Origin of the sequence: Mycobacterium sp. TKK-01-0059 (assembly GCF_000709305.1) — a bacterium.
GTDB classification, from domain to species: Bacteria; Actinomycetota; Actinomycetes; order Mycobacteriales; family Mycobacteriaceae; genus Mycobacterium; species Mycobacterium intracellulare.
Window position 1 is genome coordinate 1,968,648 of record NZ_KL446993.1, and the last position, 16,168, is coordinate 1,984,815.

Genomic DNA, 16,168 nt, shown 5'->3' on the forward strand with positions numbered 1-16,168 from the left:
CCGTGCGGCTAGCCTTCTGTGGTCGTGAGGCTAAGAATCGCCACGCCTGAGGACGCGGGCGCCATCGCTGACATCTATCTGCCGTATGTGCGGGACACGGCCGTGTCCTTCGAGACCGTCGCCCCCAGCGTCCAGGAGATGCGGTCGAGGATGACCACCACGCTGGCAACGCTGCCCTGGCTGGTCGTCGCGGACAGTCGAGGCCCCAAGGGTTACGCCTACGCAAGCCCACACCGGTCACGGGACGCCTACCGTTGGTGCGTCGATGTGTCGGTGTACCTCGACACATCCGTTCAGGGCCGGGGGCATGGCCGCCGAATTTACACGGCGCTGCTGAATGTGCTTGTCGCACAGGGGTACATCCATGCCTATGCCGGCATCACGCTTCCCAACGCTGCCAGTGTCGGTCTGCACGAAGCCTTGGGCTTCACCCCGGTCGGCGTCTTTCGCGACGTGGGCTTCAAGCGACAAAGATGGTGGGATGTCGGCTGGTGGCATCGTCGCTTGGCCGACCCCCCCGCGTCCCCGCGCGAACCGAGGCCCTGGCCCGAACTTGCCGATCGGGCCGTCGACTCCGCGCTCGAGGGTAACGGCTCGCCTCGGGAGAGTTCACCACCATGACAGCCCTGTTGTGGGACCAGCACACGTGCCTGCCGCTCGACACCGACGCCGACATCGGGCCGTTGACTCGTTACCAATACGCCGGCGGCACTGTGCTTTCGGTCAACGGGATATTCACCACACGGCTTCAGCGACGCCGTGGCCCTCCTGCACCACTTTCGTGCCGCAATCGACGCTCACCCCGACCTGGAACTGGCGGCCACCCTCGGTGAGGTAGACGCGGCGACCCAAGCCGGGCGCATCGCGGTCGTCTTCGACCTGGAAGACTCACGCCCGCTTGACGACGACTTGGAGAATGTGCGCAAGCTGGCGAACCTGGGAGTGCGCACCCTGTTGCCGACCTATAACAACGCCAACCGCGCGGGCAGCGGCTGCCTCGACCGCACCGACGGCGGCCTCACCGCCTGGGGCCGTACGATCGTCGCGGAACTGAACACGGTCGGCATCGTTCCCGACGGGTCTCACTGCAGTGCGCGCACCGGTCTTGACATGTGCGAGGTATCGACCGGCCCGGTCATTTACAGCCACTCATGCATGCGCGCGTTGTGGGACCATCCCCGCAACATCACCGACGATCAGGCCCGGGCCTGCGCGCAGACGGGCGGTGTCATCGGCATCACCGGCGTCGGCATCTTCCTCGGGCCCAACACGCCCACGCTGGAAGCGATGACACGGCACCTCGAATACGCCGTCGACCTCGTCGGCATCGAGCACGTCGGCATCAGCACCGACTTCTGTTTCGACGTCGCCGATTTCACCAACGAGCTGCGCCGCAATCCCCACCTGTTCGACGCCAGCTACACCCGCTGGGGCCCGATCCAGTGGGTGCCGCCGGAAACCTTTGTGACACTCGGTGAGTACCTGCGGGGAAGGGGATGGAACGGTCGTGACATCCAAGCGGTGCTCGGTGGCAACTTCTATCGGGTGGCCAAACAAGCCTGGCGCGCCTGAACAGGCCACCGGCGCATCAGTTCACGGCAGTTCGACCTTGCTGGCCAGCCATCGGCCGTCCACCTTTTCCATCGTCATCTTTACCCTGCTGCGGTCAAGCTGAGGTGCCGGCGCCGCACCGTTGCTCACCGACTGATCCACGAACAGCACGACGTCCACCTTGTCCTCGGTCGCCGACTGGACCGCCGCGTCGATGACGTTGCCGTGCGCCGCCGCCTTGTTGTCGATGAGCGTTTGGCGCAGCTGGGCGCTGGATTTCGTGTACATGTCCTTGAACTCGCCGGTCGAGCCGTCGAGAACTTCGGCGAAGTTCTTGTCGATCGCGTTGGCGTCCACGCTGGTCAGCGCGAGGATGTATTTCTTTGCAGCAGTGAGTGCTTGGGCCGCCGCCACGTCCTTCTGGTGATGCTGGAACAGCAACCAGCCCTCGTATCCGGCGCCGGCGAGTACGACCGTCAGCATCAGAGCGGCCGCCCAACGAGCGACGTTGATCCGCCGGCCCTTTCGCTTGCTCGGCCGCTGATCGTCTTCCCCATCGGCAGAGCCCTCACCGGGGTCCGTGTCTTCGGCAACTTCTGTGCCTTCTGCGGCGATGCGGAAGCGACTTACCAACCACGTCCCTGGGTTGCCGACTGTTCGTAGCGATGGGCGATGGTTCATCAGTCACATGCGCCGGAGTCACGCAGCGCGTTCGCCCAGCCGATGGCCGAGACGATATTCGCGTGGGTGACGCCCGACGGATCCTTTCTCTTGATGCTGTCGCTGATCCGGGACAACTGAAATGCCAAGTGGGCCATGGATTCCCCGCCGTATAACGGCGAATAGGGGCCGAAGTTGTCGGGTTCGTTGGTGATGATCAGTGGCTTCACCCGCGGGCCCAGAAAGGCCGTCGACCGATCGATGTTGGCGACAACGGCATCGGCGGTCCGCTGCACGCCACCGGCCGTATAGTCGTCGTGTTGGTCGCCGAGGTAGCGATTGAAGTCGTTGATCTGGCCCATCAATGGATCGAACTGGGTCTTGAACCATTGGCAGGAGTCGGACATTCCGCCGATCATCTCGGGGGTCACCCGAGAGGTGAACGTGTTGTAGGGCCAGACGTCGAAGTTCGGTGACCAATCGCTGGGCGCGGGGGTGAACGCCGGCTGCGGTGGGGGAGGTTCACCCGGATCGGCGTAGGCGGTGCCGGAAAGCACGAGGGCGGTCGCGAGCAGCGCCGGGCCGGCACACACGATGCCTCCGCCCGCCTGTCGCAACCTCGCCAGAATCATCCGCGCCTTCCCCGAGAACACGATAACTCGCGACCGCTCTAACCAACCATTTAGTCGACAAATGTCCAGTAACATCTGTGGCCCGGAACGGGATCTTCTCGCGAAGTCAGCGTCGCGTCAAGGGCGCGCTGGCAGGCGAAGATGCAAAGTGACCACGGGTCATAGCGGCACCAGGCGGGACAATTGAGCGCCAAATCTGCACAAAGTGCAAAGTGAGATCTTTCGTACAGCCTGAATAGCGGTTAACATAGCCGCCCGTGGGGGCACAGCAAAGGTTCACCAATGAACAGCCGTACCGGCGAGTGGCCGCGCTGAGGCGCATCCGGCGATGACCGCCCAGGACGATCGCCCGCTCACCGAGGACCGGGCGCCCGACAGTGTGGCCACCATCCAGGAGTGGTCCGCGGGCTATGTGGTGCGGCACCCCCTCGCCTCGCTGAACACACTGGGCGAGCAGTACATCCTCGCGGTCCGCACGGTCGAGTACTGCATGGTCGACCTGTTCACCGGCCGCTTCCAGTGGGCGGAGTTCGTGCGGCAGGGGGCCTTCATGGCGGCGACCGCCGTGCTGCCCACGGTCCTGGTGGCGCTGCCGATCGGGGTGACGCTGTCCATCCAGTTCGCCCTGTTGGCTAACCAGGTCGGCGCGACCTCGCTGGCGGGCGCCGCCAGTGGGCTCGCCGTGATCCGTCAGGCCGCCTCGCTGGTGGCCGCGGTGCTGATGGCATCGGCCGTCGGGTCCGCCATCACGGCGGACCTCGGGTCTCGGACCATGCGCGAAGAAACCGACGCCATGGAGGTCATGGGGGTCTCGGTGATCCGCCGCCTGGTCGTCCCTCGCTTCGCCGCCGCCATCATGGTCGGCGTGGCGCTGACCGGAATCACCTGCTTCGTCGGCTTTTTGGCCAGTTATCTGTTCAACGTCTACTTCCAACGTGGCGCACCGGGAAGTTTCGTGGCGACGTTTTCGTCGTTCGCCACCACGGAGGACATGATCGTCGCGCTGCTCAAGGCCGTGATCTACGGAGCCATCGTGGCGGTAATCGCCTGCCAAAAAGGGCTTTTCACCAAGGGCGGGCCGGCGGGCGTGGCCAACTCGGTGAACGCGGCCGTGGTGGAGTCGATTTTGGTGCTGATGATCGTCAACGTCGGGATCAGCCAGTTGTACAACACGCTGTTCCCCAGGACGGGACTGTGAAATGACGGCCTCCGCATACGTTCCCGGACTCGCACGACCGTTCATCGGCGCATACCGGGTCGCGGCCGCACCTACCATGCGCCTGGGACACATGCTGGTCTTCTTCGTCCGTGCCGTGCTCGCGGTGCCGATCGTGCTTCGGCAATACCGCACGGAATTCCTACGATTGCTGTCGAACATCGCCTGGGGCAACGGCTCGATCGTGGTCGGCGGCGGCACCGCCGGCGTCGCGGTGGTCCTCGGCTTCACCGCCGGCGCACTGGTGGCCGTGGAGGGATACAACTTTCTCAACCTGCTCGGCCTCGGCCCCGCCACCGGGATCATCTCGTCACTGGTCAACACCCGCGAACTGGCGCCCATCATGGCCTCCCTGGCGTTCGCGATGCAGGCCGGCTGCCGGTTCACCGCCCAACTCGGCGCCATGCGCATCGCCGAAGAGATCGACGCCCTGGAATCCCTGGCGATACGCCCCATCCCGTTCCTGGTCACGACGAGGTTGATGGCCTCCGTCATCGCCGTCATCCCGCTCTACATCGCCTGCCTCGCCGTCACCTACCTCACGTGCCAGGTGGTCGCCAACATCATCAGCGGCGGATCGATCGGCCCGTACCTGCACTACTTCACCATGATGCTCAGCACCAAGGACATCGCCTACTCGGTACTCAAATGCGTTGTCTTCGTGTGGCTTTCCTCCACCGTGCAGTGTTACTACGGGTTCTACGCCGCGGGCGGACCCGAGGGCGTGGGCGTCGCGGCCGGCCATGCCATGCGGGCGAGCATCACCGTCGTGATCATGGTCAACATGTTGCTCACGATGGCGCTGTGGAGCATCGACGCCGGCGCGAGATTCGGTGGCTGAATGGCCAATTCGCTAGATTTCGACGGGCGGGGCCCCACCGACCAACAGCTGGTGGCCCTGGGCGCGACGGTGCTGCTGATCGCGGGACTGATCACGGGAAGCCTGCTGCTGAAGTCCACCGGCCGGCTCAACGACTACATCCGCGTGGTCGCCGAGCTGACGAACGTGGGCGATGGGCTGCCGGCGCGGTCCGATGTCAAATACCACGGGCTGCTCGTCGGCGCCGTCGACAACGTCGTCCCGGCGGCCTACGGCAAGCCGAACTACGTGCACATCAACCTCAAACCCGAATACGCCAAGGACATCCCGAGCGCGGTGACCGCGCGCGTGGTGCCCAGCAACGTGTTCGCGGTCTCGTCGGTGCAACTCGTCGACGGCGCCCCGAGCCCGAGCATCCGCAACGGGACGCGCATCCCCGAGGACCTGCAGCTGTCGACGGTGATCTTCCAGACCACGATCAGCAAGCTACGCGACATCCTGGCCGCGACCGGCCGGGGCCGCGAAGACCACAGTGTCGGCATCCTGGCCGCCGTCGCGGCCGCCACCAACAACCGGCGCGGCACCTTGCTCAACGCCGGCGCGCAGCTGACCCGGGTGCTCGACGAGCTCAATGCCATCGTGACCACCTACCCCGGCCCGTCCACGGTCTCCGCGCTGCTGGACGCCACCCGCGGCCTGCAGGCCACCGCGCCCGACCTCGTCGACGTCTTGCACGACGCGGTCAAACCGATGCAAACCCTGGCCGAAAAGCACGAGCAATTCCGGTCTCTGGTCACCGGCTCGCGCCACACCTTCGGCGTGAACCGGCAAGCGTTCGACAACCACACCGACCAGCTGATCGAGATGAGCCAGAACCTCACGCCCGCCCTCGGCGTGTTCGCCCTGAACAGCGACAAATTCGTCCCCATCTTCACTCGGCTGAACCGGCTGTCCGACAAGTTCTTCGAAGAGGTGTGGGACCCGGAAATGGACACCGGGAACATGCGAGTCAATCTGGCGCTCACCCCGACCTACACCTACACCCGCGCCGATTGCCCGCGGTATGGTCAGTTGCTCGGGCCGAGCTGCTACACCGCCCCGACCATCGCGGTGCGCCCGGACCTGCCCGAGGTGTTGTTGCCGCAGAACTACCACGCGCCAGCGGATTTGGCGCCGCCCCCGGGCACGCAGATCGGACCCGATGGCAACCTCACCGCGGTGGGCCCGCCCCTGTTCAACCCGAATCCCAGCCTGGAAGACCCCAACCCGCCGTTGCCGTGGTGGCCGTGGCAGATCGGCCCGACACCCCGCGTCCCGGGGACCGCCGACCCCGACGACGCGCCGCCGGCACCGGCGCCGGGACCGCCTCCCCCGAGTCCGGGCCCGCCCGACGCGGCCGCGCCGGCGGCCTACGGCGGCAACGTCGGCCCGGTGGGCAGCCAACACGAACGTGACCAACTCGGCGCGATCACCGGCCAGGGTCGTCCGGCGTCGGTGGCGACGCAACTGCTGCTGGGCCCGGTGGCGCGCGGCGCCACGGTCTCCCTGAAACCACGGCAACCGCAGCCGGCGCCGGGTGGTGAGCCGAAATGAAGGTACGCGGACCGCTGATCGGGCTGTCGCTGTTCATGGCGATCGCCATCGCCGTGACGTGGATGGTGTACGCCACCCTGCGGCGCGACGTGGCTGGGCCGACCACGCGGTACGCGGCGATGTTCACCGACGTGTATGGACTACGCATCGGTGACGACGTCCGCATGGCCGGCGTGCGGGTGGGCCGCGTCGAAAACATCGAACTGGCCGGCAAATTGGCGAAGGCCTCGTTCATCGTCGAGAACGACCAGCACCTGTACGGCAACACGGTCGCATCGGTGACCTACCAGAACATCATCGGGCAGCGGTATCTGGGGTTGTCGCTCGGCGAAACCGGCAGCAGGGGAACGCTTTCGGCGGGCAGCGTGATACCGGTGCAGCAGACCGACCCCTCCTTTGACGTCGGCAAGCTGCTCAACGGTTTCGAGCCGCTGTTCACCCTGCTCAACCCCAAAGACGCCGACGACCTGACCAAGGGGGTCCTGCAGTCGCTGCAAGGCGACCAGGCGTCCATTCCGCTGCTGGTGCAGCAGACCTCGACGATCACGCGGACGCTGTCGGCGCGCGACCAGTCGTTGGGCGACCTCATCAGCAATCTCACCAAGGTCACCGACACCGTCGCGCGGCAAAACGACGACCTCGACCACGCCCTCGATCAAACCCGCTCCGCGGTAGCCAATTTCGATGCCCGCCGCCCGGCGCTGCAGGACTCGGTGGGTTCGATCGCCCGGGTTACCCGCCGCCTCGCGGCGATCGCCGACGACGTCGACCCGTCATTGAACCAGCTGATCACCCGGGAGCCGGGATTCAGCAAGCACCTGGCCGGAATCGAGCCCCAGCTGGCGTTCACCGGTGACAACCTCCCCCTATTGCTCAAGGGTTTCGCGCGGGCGCTCAGCGAGGGTTCCTACGGCAACGCCTACGCGTGTGACCTGAACGCGACGGGCTTCTTCCCCGGGCTCAACGACATCACCACGTTCATCGTCAACGCGGCCACGCCCGGAAACGCGTATCCGATCACCACGAAGAACATGGGGTGGCACACCCCGCGATGCAGGAACATGGCCAATGGCTGACGCACTGAGAACCCGATGGCTGCGCTGGCGACCGCTCGAGTCCTACAACAGGACCTGGCTCGGGCTGGGCGGGCTGGCGGTGGTCGCGGTCCTCGTCGCGGTGTCGCTGGGGATCAAGCTTCTCGGCGTCGGTTACACCCATTACACCGCCGAATTCCTGCAAGCCGCCACGCTGCGGCCCGGAAACCCCATCACCATCGCCGGGATCGAGGTCGGGCACGTCACCAGCATGAAACTCGACGGCGATCACGTCGAAGCGGGCTTGAGCGTGCGGGACAACGTCGCGCTGGGCAAGGACACCCGGGCGGTCATCAAGGTGATGACCATCCTTGGATCGCGCTATCTGGAGCTGGTGCCCGACGGCCCGGGATCGATTCCGGGCAAGACGATCACCCTGTCCCACACGGCGGTGCCCTACGACCTGCAGTCTCTGCTCGAAGACGCCACCACCACATTCGAGCAGGTCGATTCCGACCAGTTCGCGCAGTCGCTCGCCGTGCTGGGCAAGCAACTGGGCGGGGTGCCCCCGCTGGTTCCGCAGGCGGTCGCGAACCTGCAGACGTTGTCGACGATCACCGCCGACCGCCGGGGACAGCTCGGCACGCTGCTGAAAAGCACTCAGCGAGTGGTCAATACGCTGCGGCGCCAGCAGACCAACATCGGGCATCTGATGGATCAAGGGCAGGACCTGCTCGGCCACCTGGTGGCCCGCCAGGCCACCTTCCACGCTATGTTCGCGGCGCTGACCGAGCTGGTCGATCAGCTCGACAAGGTCGTCGTCACCAACCGCCCCATGCTCGACGAATTGTTCGTCAACCTGCATGACCTGACGAACATGATCGGCCAGCACGACGACTTGGTGCGCAACACGCTGCAGGTCGCCCCGGTGGCGCTGCGGGGCTTGACGAACGCCACCGGCTACGGTCCGGTCGTCGAATTCAACCTGCCCAACGGGCTCGCCATCGACTCGTGGATGTGCGCCATCAGTGGGCGCGCGAAGGAATTCAAGATGATCCAGTACTTCAAGGACTGCAAATGATTTCCGGTCGGCGCAGGCTCATCGCCGTCGCGGCCGTGGCAGCCGCGGCGGCGGCCGTCGCCATCGGCTTGGTAGGGCACTATGTCAAATCCCGACTAGACACGATGACCGTGATCGCTCAATTCGACAGCGCCGCCGGCCTTTACGAGGGAAACGTGGTAGCGGTGCTCGGCATGCCGGTGGGGAAGGTCAGCAAGGTCACGTCCAAAGGCAGTTACGTCGAGGCCGAGCTGACGCTGGACAAGAAGGTCAAGATCCCCGCCGCGGTCCGTGCCGTCACGATCACCACCTCGATACTCACCGACCGCCAGGTTGAATTGACCCCGCCATACCGGAGCGGACCGGTGCTCAAGAACCACGACACCATCGGACTGACCAGGACGAAGACGCCCGTGGCGTTCGACCGCGTGCTCGACATGCTCGACAAAGTCTCCAAATCGCTCAAGGGCGACGGGAAAGGCGGCGGCCCGGTCGCCGACCTGAGCGACGCGGCGGTCGCCATCACCGATGGGAACGGCAAGAAGATCCTGGCCGCCCTCGACGAGCTTTCCAAAGCGCTGCGCCTCAGCTCCGAGCGTGGCGTCACCACCCGCGAGCAACTGACCACCATCATCACCGACCTCAGCTCGATCACCGAGGCGGCCGCGCGCAACGACGCCAAGGTACGCGAGTTCGGTTCCACCACACGGCAGCTCAGCCAGATCCTGGCGGACGAGAAGTTCGGCACCGGCGCCACCGGGCGGACCATCAACCGGATACTCGAAGAAGTCACCACGCTGATCGAGAACAATCGCGACAACCTCAAGCAGGCCGTCCGCAACGGGGACACGGTCGCCAAGACGGTTGTCGCGGATCAGCGCGTCGTGGCCGAGATGCTGGACGTGCTCCCGCTGACACTGGAAAACCTGTACAACACCGTCGACCGCACCAATGGCGCGATCCGTGTGCACGGCCTGCTCGACAAGGCGCTCACCGACAGCCAGTCGGCCAAGGAGCTGTGCAATCTGATGCACCTGCGCCAATTGGGCTGCAGCACAGGGACGCTCCAGGATTACGGCCCGGACTTCGGGCTGACCTACATCCTCGACGGCCTCTCGGCGATGGGGCAGTAGCGATGACCTGGGGCAAGCACAAGGCAGCGGCGGCGGCGCTGAGCGCGGTGATGGTCAGTGCGGGCTGTGCCACCAACGGCCTGGCCAGTTTGCCGCTGCCGGCACCGGGAATCGGCGGCGGTGGATATTTGCTCAACGCCGTGTTCTCCAACGCCCTGAATCTGCCCGCCCATGCCAAGGTCAAACTCGCCGGAGCCGACGTCGGGCAACTCGAGAAGATGGTCGCGCGCAACTACACCGCGGTGACCACCCTGCGCATCATGGACGGCGTGCGCATCCCCGTCGGCAGCACCGCGGAGCTGCGATCCGCGACACCGCTCGGCGACGTGTTCGTCGCCATCAAGCCACCGACCCCGGTGGACCCGAATGCGCCGCTGCTCAAGGGCGGCGAAACCATCGGGCTGCCGGCCACCCGCGCCGCCGCCACCGTCGAGAGCGTGCTCAGCTCGGCCGCGCTGCTCGTCAACGGCGGTGCGGTCCGCAACTTCACCAACATCGTCAACGGCGCCGGGAAGGCGACAGGCGACCAGGGACGCGCGTTCGGCGACCTGATCAACCGGACCAATCTATTGCTGGGCAAGCTCAACGCCCGATCGGAGCAGATCGACGCGGCGGTGACCGAGACGGCGGGCCTGGCCGATCGCCTGGATGAGAAGAACCAGGCGATCACCGAGGTCTTGCAGGCCGTCGGCCCGGCCACGAACGTGTTGTCCAGCAACGCCGATGAAATCGCCGACGTGGTCGACGAACTCGGCGCCACGACCCGGCAGCTCTCCAAATTCCCCTCCATCGCCGGCACCGACAAGACAGGCCGCAGCGTCATCAAGGACGCCAACACCATCGCCGCCGCCTGGAACGACGTGGTGCTGAGCCCCGATACCAGCCTCGCCGCGCTGAACCGGCTGATCCCGCCGTTCGTGAAAACCACGTCCAGCGACGCCATTTCGGTACGCGGAAGCTTCGACCGGCTGGTCATGGGATCGCGACCCGGTACCGGGGCGGAGACCGGGGGGTTCAAGGGCGACCCGGCATTTCACGGACCCATGCGCCGCGACTGGAACTACATGATCGGCTCCATCAAGTACGTGCTGTGGCGCCTGCAGGAACGCGTCGTGGGTCGCGGGCCGCAAACGCCGATGGGCCAGACCCCGTGGACGCCGAGCGGTCCGCCCCTCCCCCCGGCGCCCGGGGGAGAAGCGCCGCCCGATCCCATCAACCCGGAGCCACCGCGATGATCGACACCCTCGCTCGAATCATCGTCGCCGCGGTCCGAGCCGGCCACCGCCAGCGCGCCTGGCTGTCCGGCCTCGCCTTGGTGCTCACCCTCGTGGTCGGCCTGGCCTACCTGGCGATCGGCGCACTGCGCATCAATCCGCTGGACTCCACCTTCCAGGTCACGATCCGGCTGCCCGAATCCGGCGGGTTGCTGGCCAACCAGGACGTCTCCGTCCGCGGGATCCGGGTCGGGCGGATTCAGTCGCTGCGACCCACACCCACCGGTGTCGAGGTGATCGCAAACATCAACGCGAACACCAAGATTCCCGCTGTCAGCCCGGTGCGGGTGTCCGGACTCTCGCCCGCCGGCGAACAGTACATCGATTTCGAGCCCGCCTCCAACAGCGGACCGTTCCTGTCGAACGGCAGCGTGATCGGCCCACAGCGGACCACGACTCCCATCCCGCTGTCCCAGGTGCTGGCCGACGCCGATGGGATGCTCGCCCAAGCCGACCCGAAGAAGCTCGAAATCGTGAAGCGCGAACTGAGTTTGAGCAAGGAGGGCCCGCAAAAGCTCACCGACATCATCGACGGTTCGACGTTCCTGCTCTCCACGATGGACCCGGTGCTGCCGCAGACCGTCAGCATGCTCAAGACCAGTCGCGTCGTCCTGACCACCCTCTCCGACAAGAATGCCGGGCTCGCGGTCGCCGCACGCAATGTCGGCGACCTCATGACCGGTGTGAACAAAATGGACCGCGGCTATCGCAAATTCGTCGACCAGACACCGCACGCGATGTCGTCGGTGGACAACCTGTTCGACGACAACTCCGACACCATGGTCGGGCTGCTGGCCAACCTGGTGACCACCGCGCGGATCATCTATGTCCGGGTTCCTGCCTTGAACGCGGTCTTCCCGAACTACCGGGGGTCCACGCTCGAGGCCCTGATGACGACCATGCACGAGCACGGGCTGTGGGCGACAGCCGACATCTACCCGCGCTACACCTGTGACTACGGCACCCCGCGCCGGCCGTCGTCGTCGGCGGACTACCCCGAACCGTTCCTGTACACCTATTGCCGCGACGACGATCCCCAGGTGTTGATCCGCGGCGCCAAGAACGCCCCCCGGCCGGGCGGCGACGACACCGCGGGCCCCCCGGCCGGCGCCGACCTCGGCCAAACCGCGGATCCAACGCCCAAGGGCCGGTTCACCATTCCCACGCCGTACGGCGGACCGGTGCTGCCGATCGAACCACCCCACTGACCTACCGACGCCCAGACCTCGAGGAGAAACCGTGACCGTGACCGCCGACCAAGAATGCGACACCACCGAGGACATCGAGAAGCCGCCCGACGACGGCGAAGACGCGTCGGATGCCGGGGAGAAGGGCCCGAAAACCGCGGCGCGCCAGTGGAAAAGGTACGCCGGCGTCGCCGTGGTGGCCGCCGTCTACCTGGGCGCATTCGGCCTTGCGGGCGGGCTGGGCTGGAAGCTGTGGGATGAGCACACGGTGACTCAGGCCGGGCAGGCGGCCCAGCGAACCGCGATCGATTATGCCCAGGTGCTGACCAGCATCGACTCCAACCAGGTCGACCAGAACTTCTCCGCCGTACTCGACCGCGCCACAGGGGAATTCAAGGACACCTACACCAAGGCCAGCGTGCAGCTTCGGCAGCTGCTGGTCGACAACAAGGCCACCGCGCACGGCACGGTCGTCGACTCCGCGATCGAATCCCTGAGCAAAACCAGGGTGGTGGTGTTGTTGATGGTCGACCAGACGGTCAGCAATGCCGTGCGTCCCGACGGCCGCGTCGACCGGAGTCGGATGAAGATCACGATGGACAATGTCGGCGGCCATTGGCTGGCCAGCAAAGTCGAACTCCCCTAGGGCGTTTCGGTCATGCGGATTATCCGGCTCTCGGCCAGTGTCGCGGCGGTGGCCGCGGCGGTGGCCGCGGCGGTGTTGACCGCGCCGTCGGCGTCGGCGTCGGCGTCGGCGCAGGCGTTTTGCGGCGACCTCGGCGGGGACTGGGACGGACAGTACTGCCACGCCTCGGTGACATCCGAGCGAAAAGCCGTGCGCGACATCAAGATGGCCCTGCCGGGCGATCTGGTCGAAAACCCGACCAGCGGCCCCGCGATCCGCGAGTACCTGCACACCCTGATGAACAACTGGCGCGCGAAGGGCGCCTCGATGGTCCAAGACAGCTGGGGCGAGGAGAACTTCCAAGTCTTCTCGCATGGGCGCGCGCTCAGCGTCGCCTTCCACGAGGACTACCACGCCGACGGGCCGTCGTTCAACAACGCCTATCGCACGTTCACCTTCGACATGGCGTCCGGACGGCGGCTGCAGCTGGCTGACATCACCAAACCCGGTGTCGACCCGCTGACCGCTATCCCTCCGTTGGCCGAACCGTTCATTCAGGAGGCGCTCGACCGCGCCGCGTGGCAACACACCCCGGGGACATATCCGTTCACCGTCGACCGCTGGACACCGGACAACGTGTTCTCCGGGGGCTACAAGGCGTGGGCGCTCACGCCCGACGAGCTGATTCTCTACATGCCGGACTACCCGGTCGGGCACGACTCCCCGATCCAGTACGGGCAGTCCCAGCAATGGTTTATGGACGGAGGCACCGCCCAGCCACACATCCCGCTCAGCGCGCTCAGCCCGGTGCTGCGGCCGGAATTCGGCGGGGCGTAACGGGGTTAGACGTCCAATGACCTCGCGTACGACGCTGCGCCCGGGCGCGCGGCCCCAACTTGCCGTCCCCACAAAACCGGCGGTCCACCGATCGCCCGATCAGCCGCCGCTGCGGCTACGGTGATCTGTATGCCATCGGCTAGCCGCTCGTCTGCGGATCACGTCAAGCGGCGCCCGAAGGACCGCAAGATCCAGATCGCCCGCGCCGCCACCGATGCCTTCAGCGAGCTGGGCTACCACGCCGTCAGCATGGAGAATATCGCGGCGAGGGTCGGGATTTCCGCGGCCGCGCTGTACCGGCATTCGCAAGGCAAATACGACCTGTTCCGCGATGTCGTCTTGGCGCTGGGCCAGCAACTGGTCGACGCGACGGCGTTCGCCGACGACGTGCCCGCCGACGCCGATCCCGAAAAGGTCCTCAGCGCGCTCACCCGTGCGCTGATCGACACCACGATCGTCAACCGCACCACCGGCGGGCTGTATCGGTGGGAAGGCCGCTATCTGCGCGGGGACGACCAACGCGCTTCGGCGGAGCAGATCAAGCTGATCAACCGGCGCCTGCAGCGGCCGTTGGTCAGGCTGCGCCCCAAACTCACATCGCGGCAACGCTGGTTGCTGTCGGCGGCCACGTTGAGCGTCATCGGCAGCATCACCGACCATCGGTCCCGCCTCGGCAACGCGGAGATCCGGGCGGCGCTCACCGATATCGCGACCGCGGTGCTGCACGCCGAGTTGCCGGCGCAGCACCGACGCGGCTCCGAACCGCTGCGGACGTCGACGCTGACCAGCGCCGCGGGCAGCTACGAGCTGCTGCTCCACGAGTCAATGCGCCTGTTCAACGAACGCGGTTACCGCGAGACCGCGATGGAGGACATCGCCGCCGCGGTGGGCATACCGGTTGCCAGCATCTACCAATACTTTCCGGGGAAGGCCGCCATCTTGGCGGTCTACTACCGGCGCGCCGCCGACCAACTCTCCGGCGACCTGTCCAGCATCCTGGCCACCAGCGACGACCCGGAGCAGGCGCTCGCCCGGCTCATCGACGCCTATGTGACCCGGTCCTTCGCCAACCCCGAGCTCGCGTGCGTCTATTACACCGAGCGTCACAACCTGCCCGAGTCAGATGCGGTGCTGCTCTACAACATTCAGCGCTCGACCGTCGAATCCTGGGCCCGGTTGGCCGTCGCCGCCAGGCCGGAACTCACCCTGGGACGCGCGCGGTACGCCGTGCACGCCGCGTTCGCGCTCGCGGTGGACATCGGGCGACTCGTGTACCCCGACACCAGCCTGTCCGCCACGCTCACGGTTCGTCGCCTGATGGAAGTGACGGTGCTGGGGCGGCCGGCCGCATCGCCCGACGCGGTCGGCGAGATCCGACAACGTCGCTGACAGACAATTCAATCCGAAGAACCGCGCTGCACTTGCTGTGATGCGTGCGTAGCGATCGACGAGTCGGCGGTGCTGAACGTGCCGTTGCAGCAGCATATCTCCGCGTGAAGCCGTCGTGCCGATCACCGCCGGCCGGTCCCCTGCACTACCAAAACGTGCGAATCGGGATTAACATATTCAGCGTCTAGTCCGCGCGCCGGAATGTGGTGGTCCTCATCGCTTGGTGTGGGTCGGCGGCAATTCCGGCAGCGCCCGCGCGAAAGGGACGCTCATGCTCAGCAGGCTCCGCAAGCTCCTCGAGTATCAGTTGAGCATCGCCGAACTGCTGGGACTGGGCATCCTGCTGGGTACGCCGTACCTGATCGTCGGCGTGATCTGGTCGAGCACCCACACGGCGCATCTGCACGACATGCACGGCGTCGATTTGGTGGTGTCGTTCCTCGGCTCGATCGTGTCCTGGCCGGTGCTGCTTTTCGCCAACGTGTGCATGACCTAGGGGGCTCAGGGGGATGATCACCCGCGGACCGCTCATTGTCTTCGCGGCGGTGGTGTTCTTGGCCGGCGGACTTTTCGCGCTCCGGTTCCCGGTTTTCATCGAGGCCTACGACCAGTTCGGCTGGCAAGTCAAATGCGGCAGCGGTTTTACCACCGATCTGACCCAGGCCTTCAACGCGGAGAAGAAACCGCCCGGCCAAAAGGCAAGCGCCGGCGCGCCGCACGCGGCGGGCAGCAACTACGTGCGTCAGTGCAATAACGCGCTGATGGCCCGGCGCGTGTGGGCGATCCCCGCGGCGGCCCTCGGGGGCCTGACCCTGACCTGGGTGGCGGTCGCGGCGCTCGCCCACGATCGCCGAGCCCGCATCGAGCACAGCGAAGGCTGATCGACAATAACGGAGATCCGAAATCCATTGGTAATCAACAGTTGTCGGTGACCCTATCGCGTGGTCTCATCGGGGGTGTCGTGCCGCGACTGGTGCAAACCCGGCGCGTGGGGGTCTTCGTGCTGGTGCTCGAGTTGTTCCTGGAGTTTGCGTTGTTCCTCGGTTGTCTTCCGCGCGTCCTGGGGCGCAGCGGGCGAGTCGGCGTTGACTTCCTGATCCACCGGGATCTCCTCCGAACGTCTGCGATGGCTCCTGTCAGGGTCGCCCGAATCGCAT

The 16,168-nt window shown here is 66.0% G+C and carries 17 protein-coding genes and 1 pseudogene; 15 read left to right on the top strand and 3 right to left on the bottom strand.

Features of this window, described 5'->3' with window-relative positions:
• Positions 1-36: 36 nt before the first annotated feature.
• Positions 37-621, top strand: a complete 585-nt coding sequence (locus K883_RS09500; protein ID WP_036429872.1) for an arsinothricin resistance N-acetyltransferase ArsN1 family B — start codon at positions 37-39, stop codon at positions 619-621.
• Positions 618-1,572, top strand: a pseudogene (locus tag K883_RS09505) (dipeptidase). Before K883_RS09500 ends, K883_RS09505 begins: the two are co-directional and overlap by 4 nt.
• Before the next feature lie 21 nt (positions 1,573-1,593).
• Here the strand turns inward: K883_RS09505 and K883_RS09510 are convergent.
• Both K883_RS09510 and K883_RS09515 read right to left on the bottom strand, forming a co-directional pair.
• A complete protein-coding gene (locus tag K883_RS09510; RefSeq protein WP_036429732.1) occupies positions 1,594-2,232 on the bottom strand; it encodes a hypothetical protein in 639 nt (212 codons plus the stop codon).
• Positions 2,232-2,843 (bottom strand): hypothetical protein, encoded by a 612-nt coding sequence (locus tag K883_RS09515; RefSeq protein ID WP_036429876.1) that lies wholly within the window; start codon positions 2,841-2,843, stop codon positions 2,232-2,234. Before K883_RS09515 ends, K883_RS09510 begins: the two co-directional genes overlap by 1 nt.
• Before the next feature lie 328 nt (positions 2,844-3,171).
• Between K883_RS09515 and K883_RS09520 the strand changes: the two genes are divergently transcribed.
• The 13 genes from K883_RS09520 to K883_RS09580 all read left to right on the top strand — a co-directional run bounded on the left by K883_RS09520 (position 3,172) and on the right by K883_RS09580 (position 15,892).
• Complete coding sequence (locus K883_RS09520) at positions 3,172-4,041, top strand: MlaE family ABC transporter permease (RefSeq protein ID WP_008262772.1); 870 nt, start codon at positions 3,172-3,174, stop codon at positions 4,039-4,041.
• A 1-nt stretch (position 4,042) separates the two neighbouring features.
• Positions 4,043-4,900, top strand: a complete 858-nt coding sequence (locus K883_RS09525; protein WP_009952080.1) for an ABC transporter permease — start codon at positions 4,043-4,045, stop codon at positions 4,898-4,900.
• Entirely contained in the window at positions 4,901-6,472 is a 1,572-nt protein-coding gene (locus K883_RS09530; RefSeq protein WP_014378793.1) for an MlaD family protein, read from the top strand.
• On the top strand, positions 6,469-7,548 hold the full coding sequence (locus K883_RS09535; RefSeq protein ID WP_014378794.1) for an MlaD family protein: 1,080 nt from the start codon (positions 6,469-6,471) through the stop codon (positions 7,546-7,548). Before K883_RS09530 ends, K883_RS09535 begins: the two co-directional genes overlap by 4 nt.
• Positions 7,541-8,587 (top strand): MCE family protein, encoded by a 1,047-nt coding sequence (locus K883_RS09540; protein WP_009955638.1) that lies wholly within the window; start codon positions 7,541-7,543, stop codon positions 8,585-8,587. Before K883_RS09535 ends, K883_RS09540 begins: the two co-directional genes overlap by 8 nt.
• Entirely contained in the window at positions 8,584-9,699 is a 1,116-nt protein-coding gene (locus K883_RS09545; protein WP_014378795.1) for an MCE family protein, read from the top strand. Before K883_RS09540 ends, K883_RS09545 begins: the two co-directional genes overlap by 4 nt.
• A gap of 2 nt (positions 9,700-9,701) precedes the next feature.
• Positions 9,702-10,934, top strand: coding sequence for an MlaD family protein (locus tag K883_RS09550; protein WP_014378796.1), 1,233 nt, complete (start codon positions 9,702-9,704; stop codon positions 10,932-10,934).
• Positions 10,931-12,181 (top strand): MlaD family protein, encoded by a 1,251-nt coding sequence (locus K883_RS09555; protein ID WP_014381598.1) that lies wholly within the window; start codon positions 10,931-10,933, stop codon positions 12,179-12,181. Before K883_RS09550 ends, K883_RS09555 begins: the two co-directional genes overlap by 4 nt.
• A gap of 31 nt (positions 12,182-12,212) precedes the next feature.
• Complete coding sequence (locus tag K883_RS09560; protein WP_014710779.1) at positions 12,213-12,806, top strand: hypothetical protein; 594 nt, start codon at positions 12,213-12,215, stop codon at positions 12,804-12,806.
• 12 nt (positions 12,807-12,818) lie between these two features.
• A complete protein-coding gene (locus K883_RS09565; RefSeq protein ID WP_020821304.1) occupies positions 12,819-13,622 on the top strand; it encodes a mannan-binding protein in 804 nt (267 codons plus the stop codon).
• 129 nt (positions 13,623-13,751) lie between these two features.
• Complete coding sequence (locus tag K883_RS09570; RefSeq protein ID WP_008262788.1) at positions 13,752-15,011, top strand: TetR/AcrR family transcriptional regulator; 1,260 nt, start codon at positions 13,752-13,754, stop codon at positions 15,009-15,011.
• Positions 15,012-15,282: 271 nt separating this feature from the next.
• Positions 15,283-15,507 carry a hypothetical protein gene (locus tag K883_RS09575; RefSeq protein ID WP_008262789.1) on the top strand — a complete coding sequence of 75 codons (225 nt, stop codon included), beginning with the start codon at positions 15,283-15,285 and terminating at the stop codon, positions 15,505-15,507.
• 13 nt (positions 15,508-15,520) lie between these two features.
• Positions 15,521-15,892 carry a hypothetical protein gene (locus K883_RS09580; RefSeq protein ID WP_008262790.1) on the top strand — a complete coding sequence of 124 codons (372 nt, stop codon included), beginning with the start codon at positions 15,521-15,523 and terminating at the stop codon, positions 15,890-15,892.
• A gap of 53 nt (positions 15,893-15,945) precedes the next feature.
• Here the strand turns inward: K883_RS09580 and K883_RS27875 are convergent, their stop codons facing one another.
• Positions 15,946-16,113 (bottom strand): hypothetical protein, encoded by a 168-nt coding sequence (locus K883_RS27875; protein WP_008262791.1) that lies wholly within the window; start codon positions 16,111-16,113, stop codon positions 15,946-15,948.
• Positions 16,114-16,168: the final 55 nt, after the last annotated feature.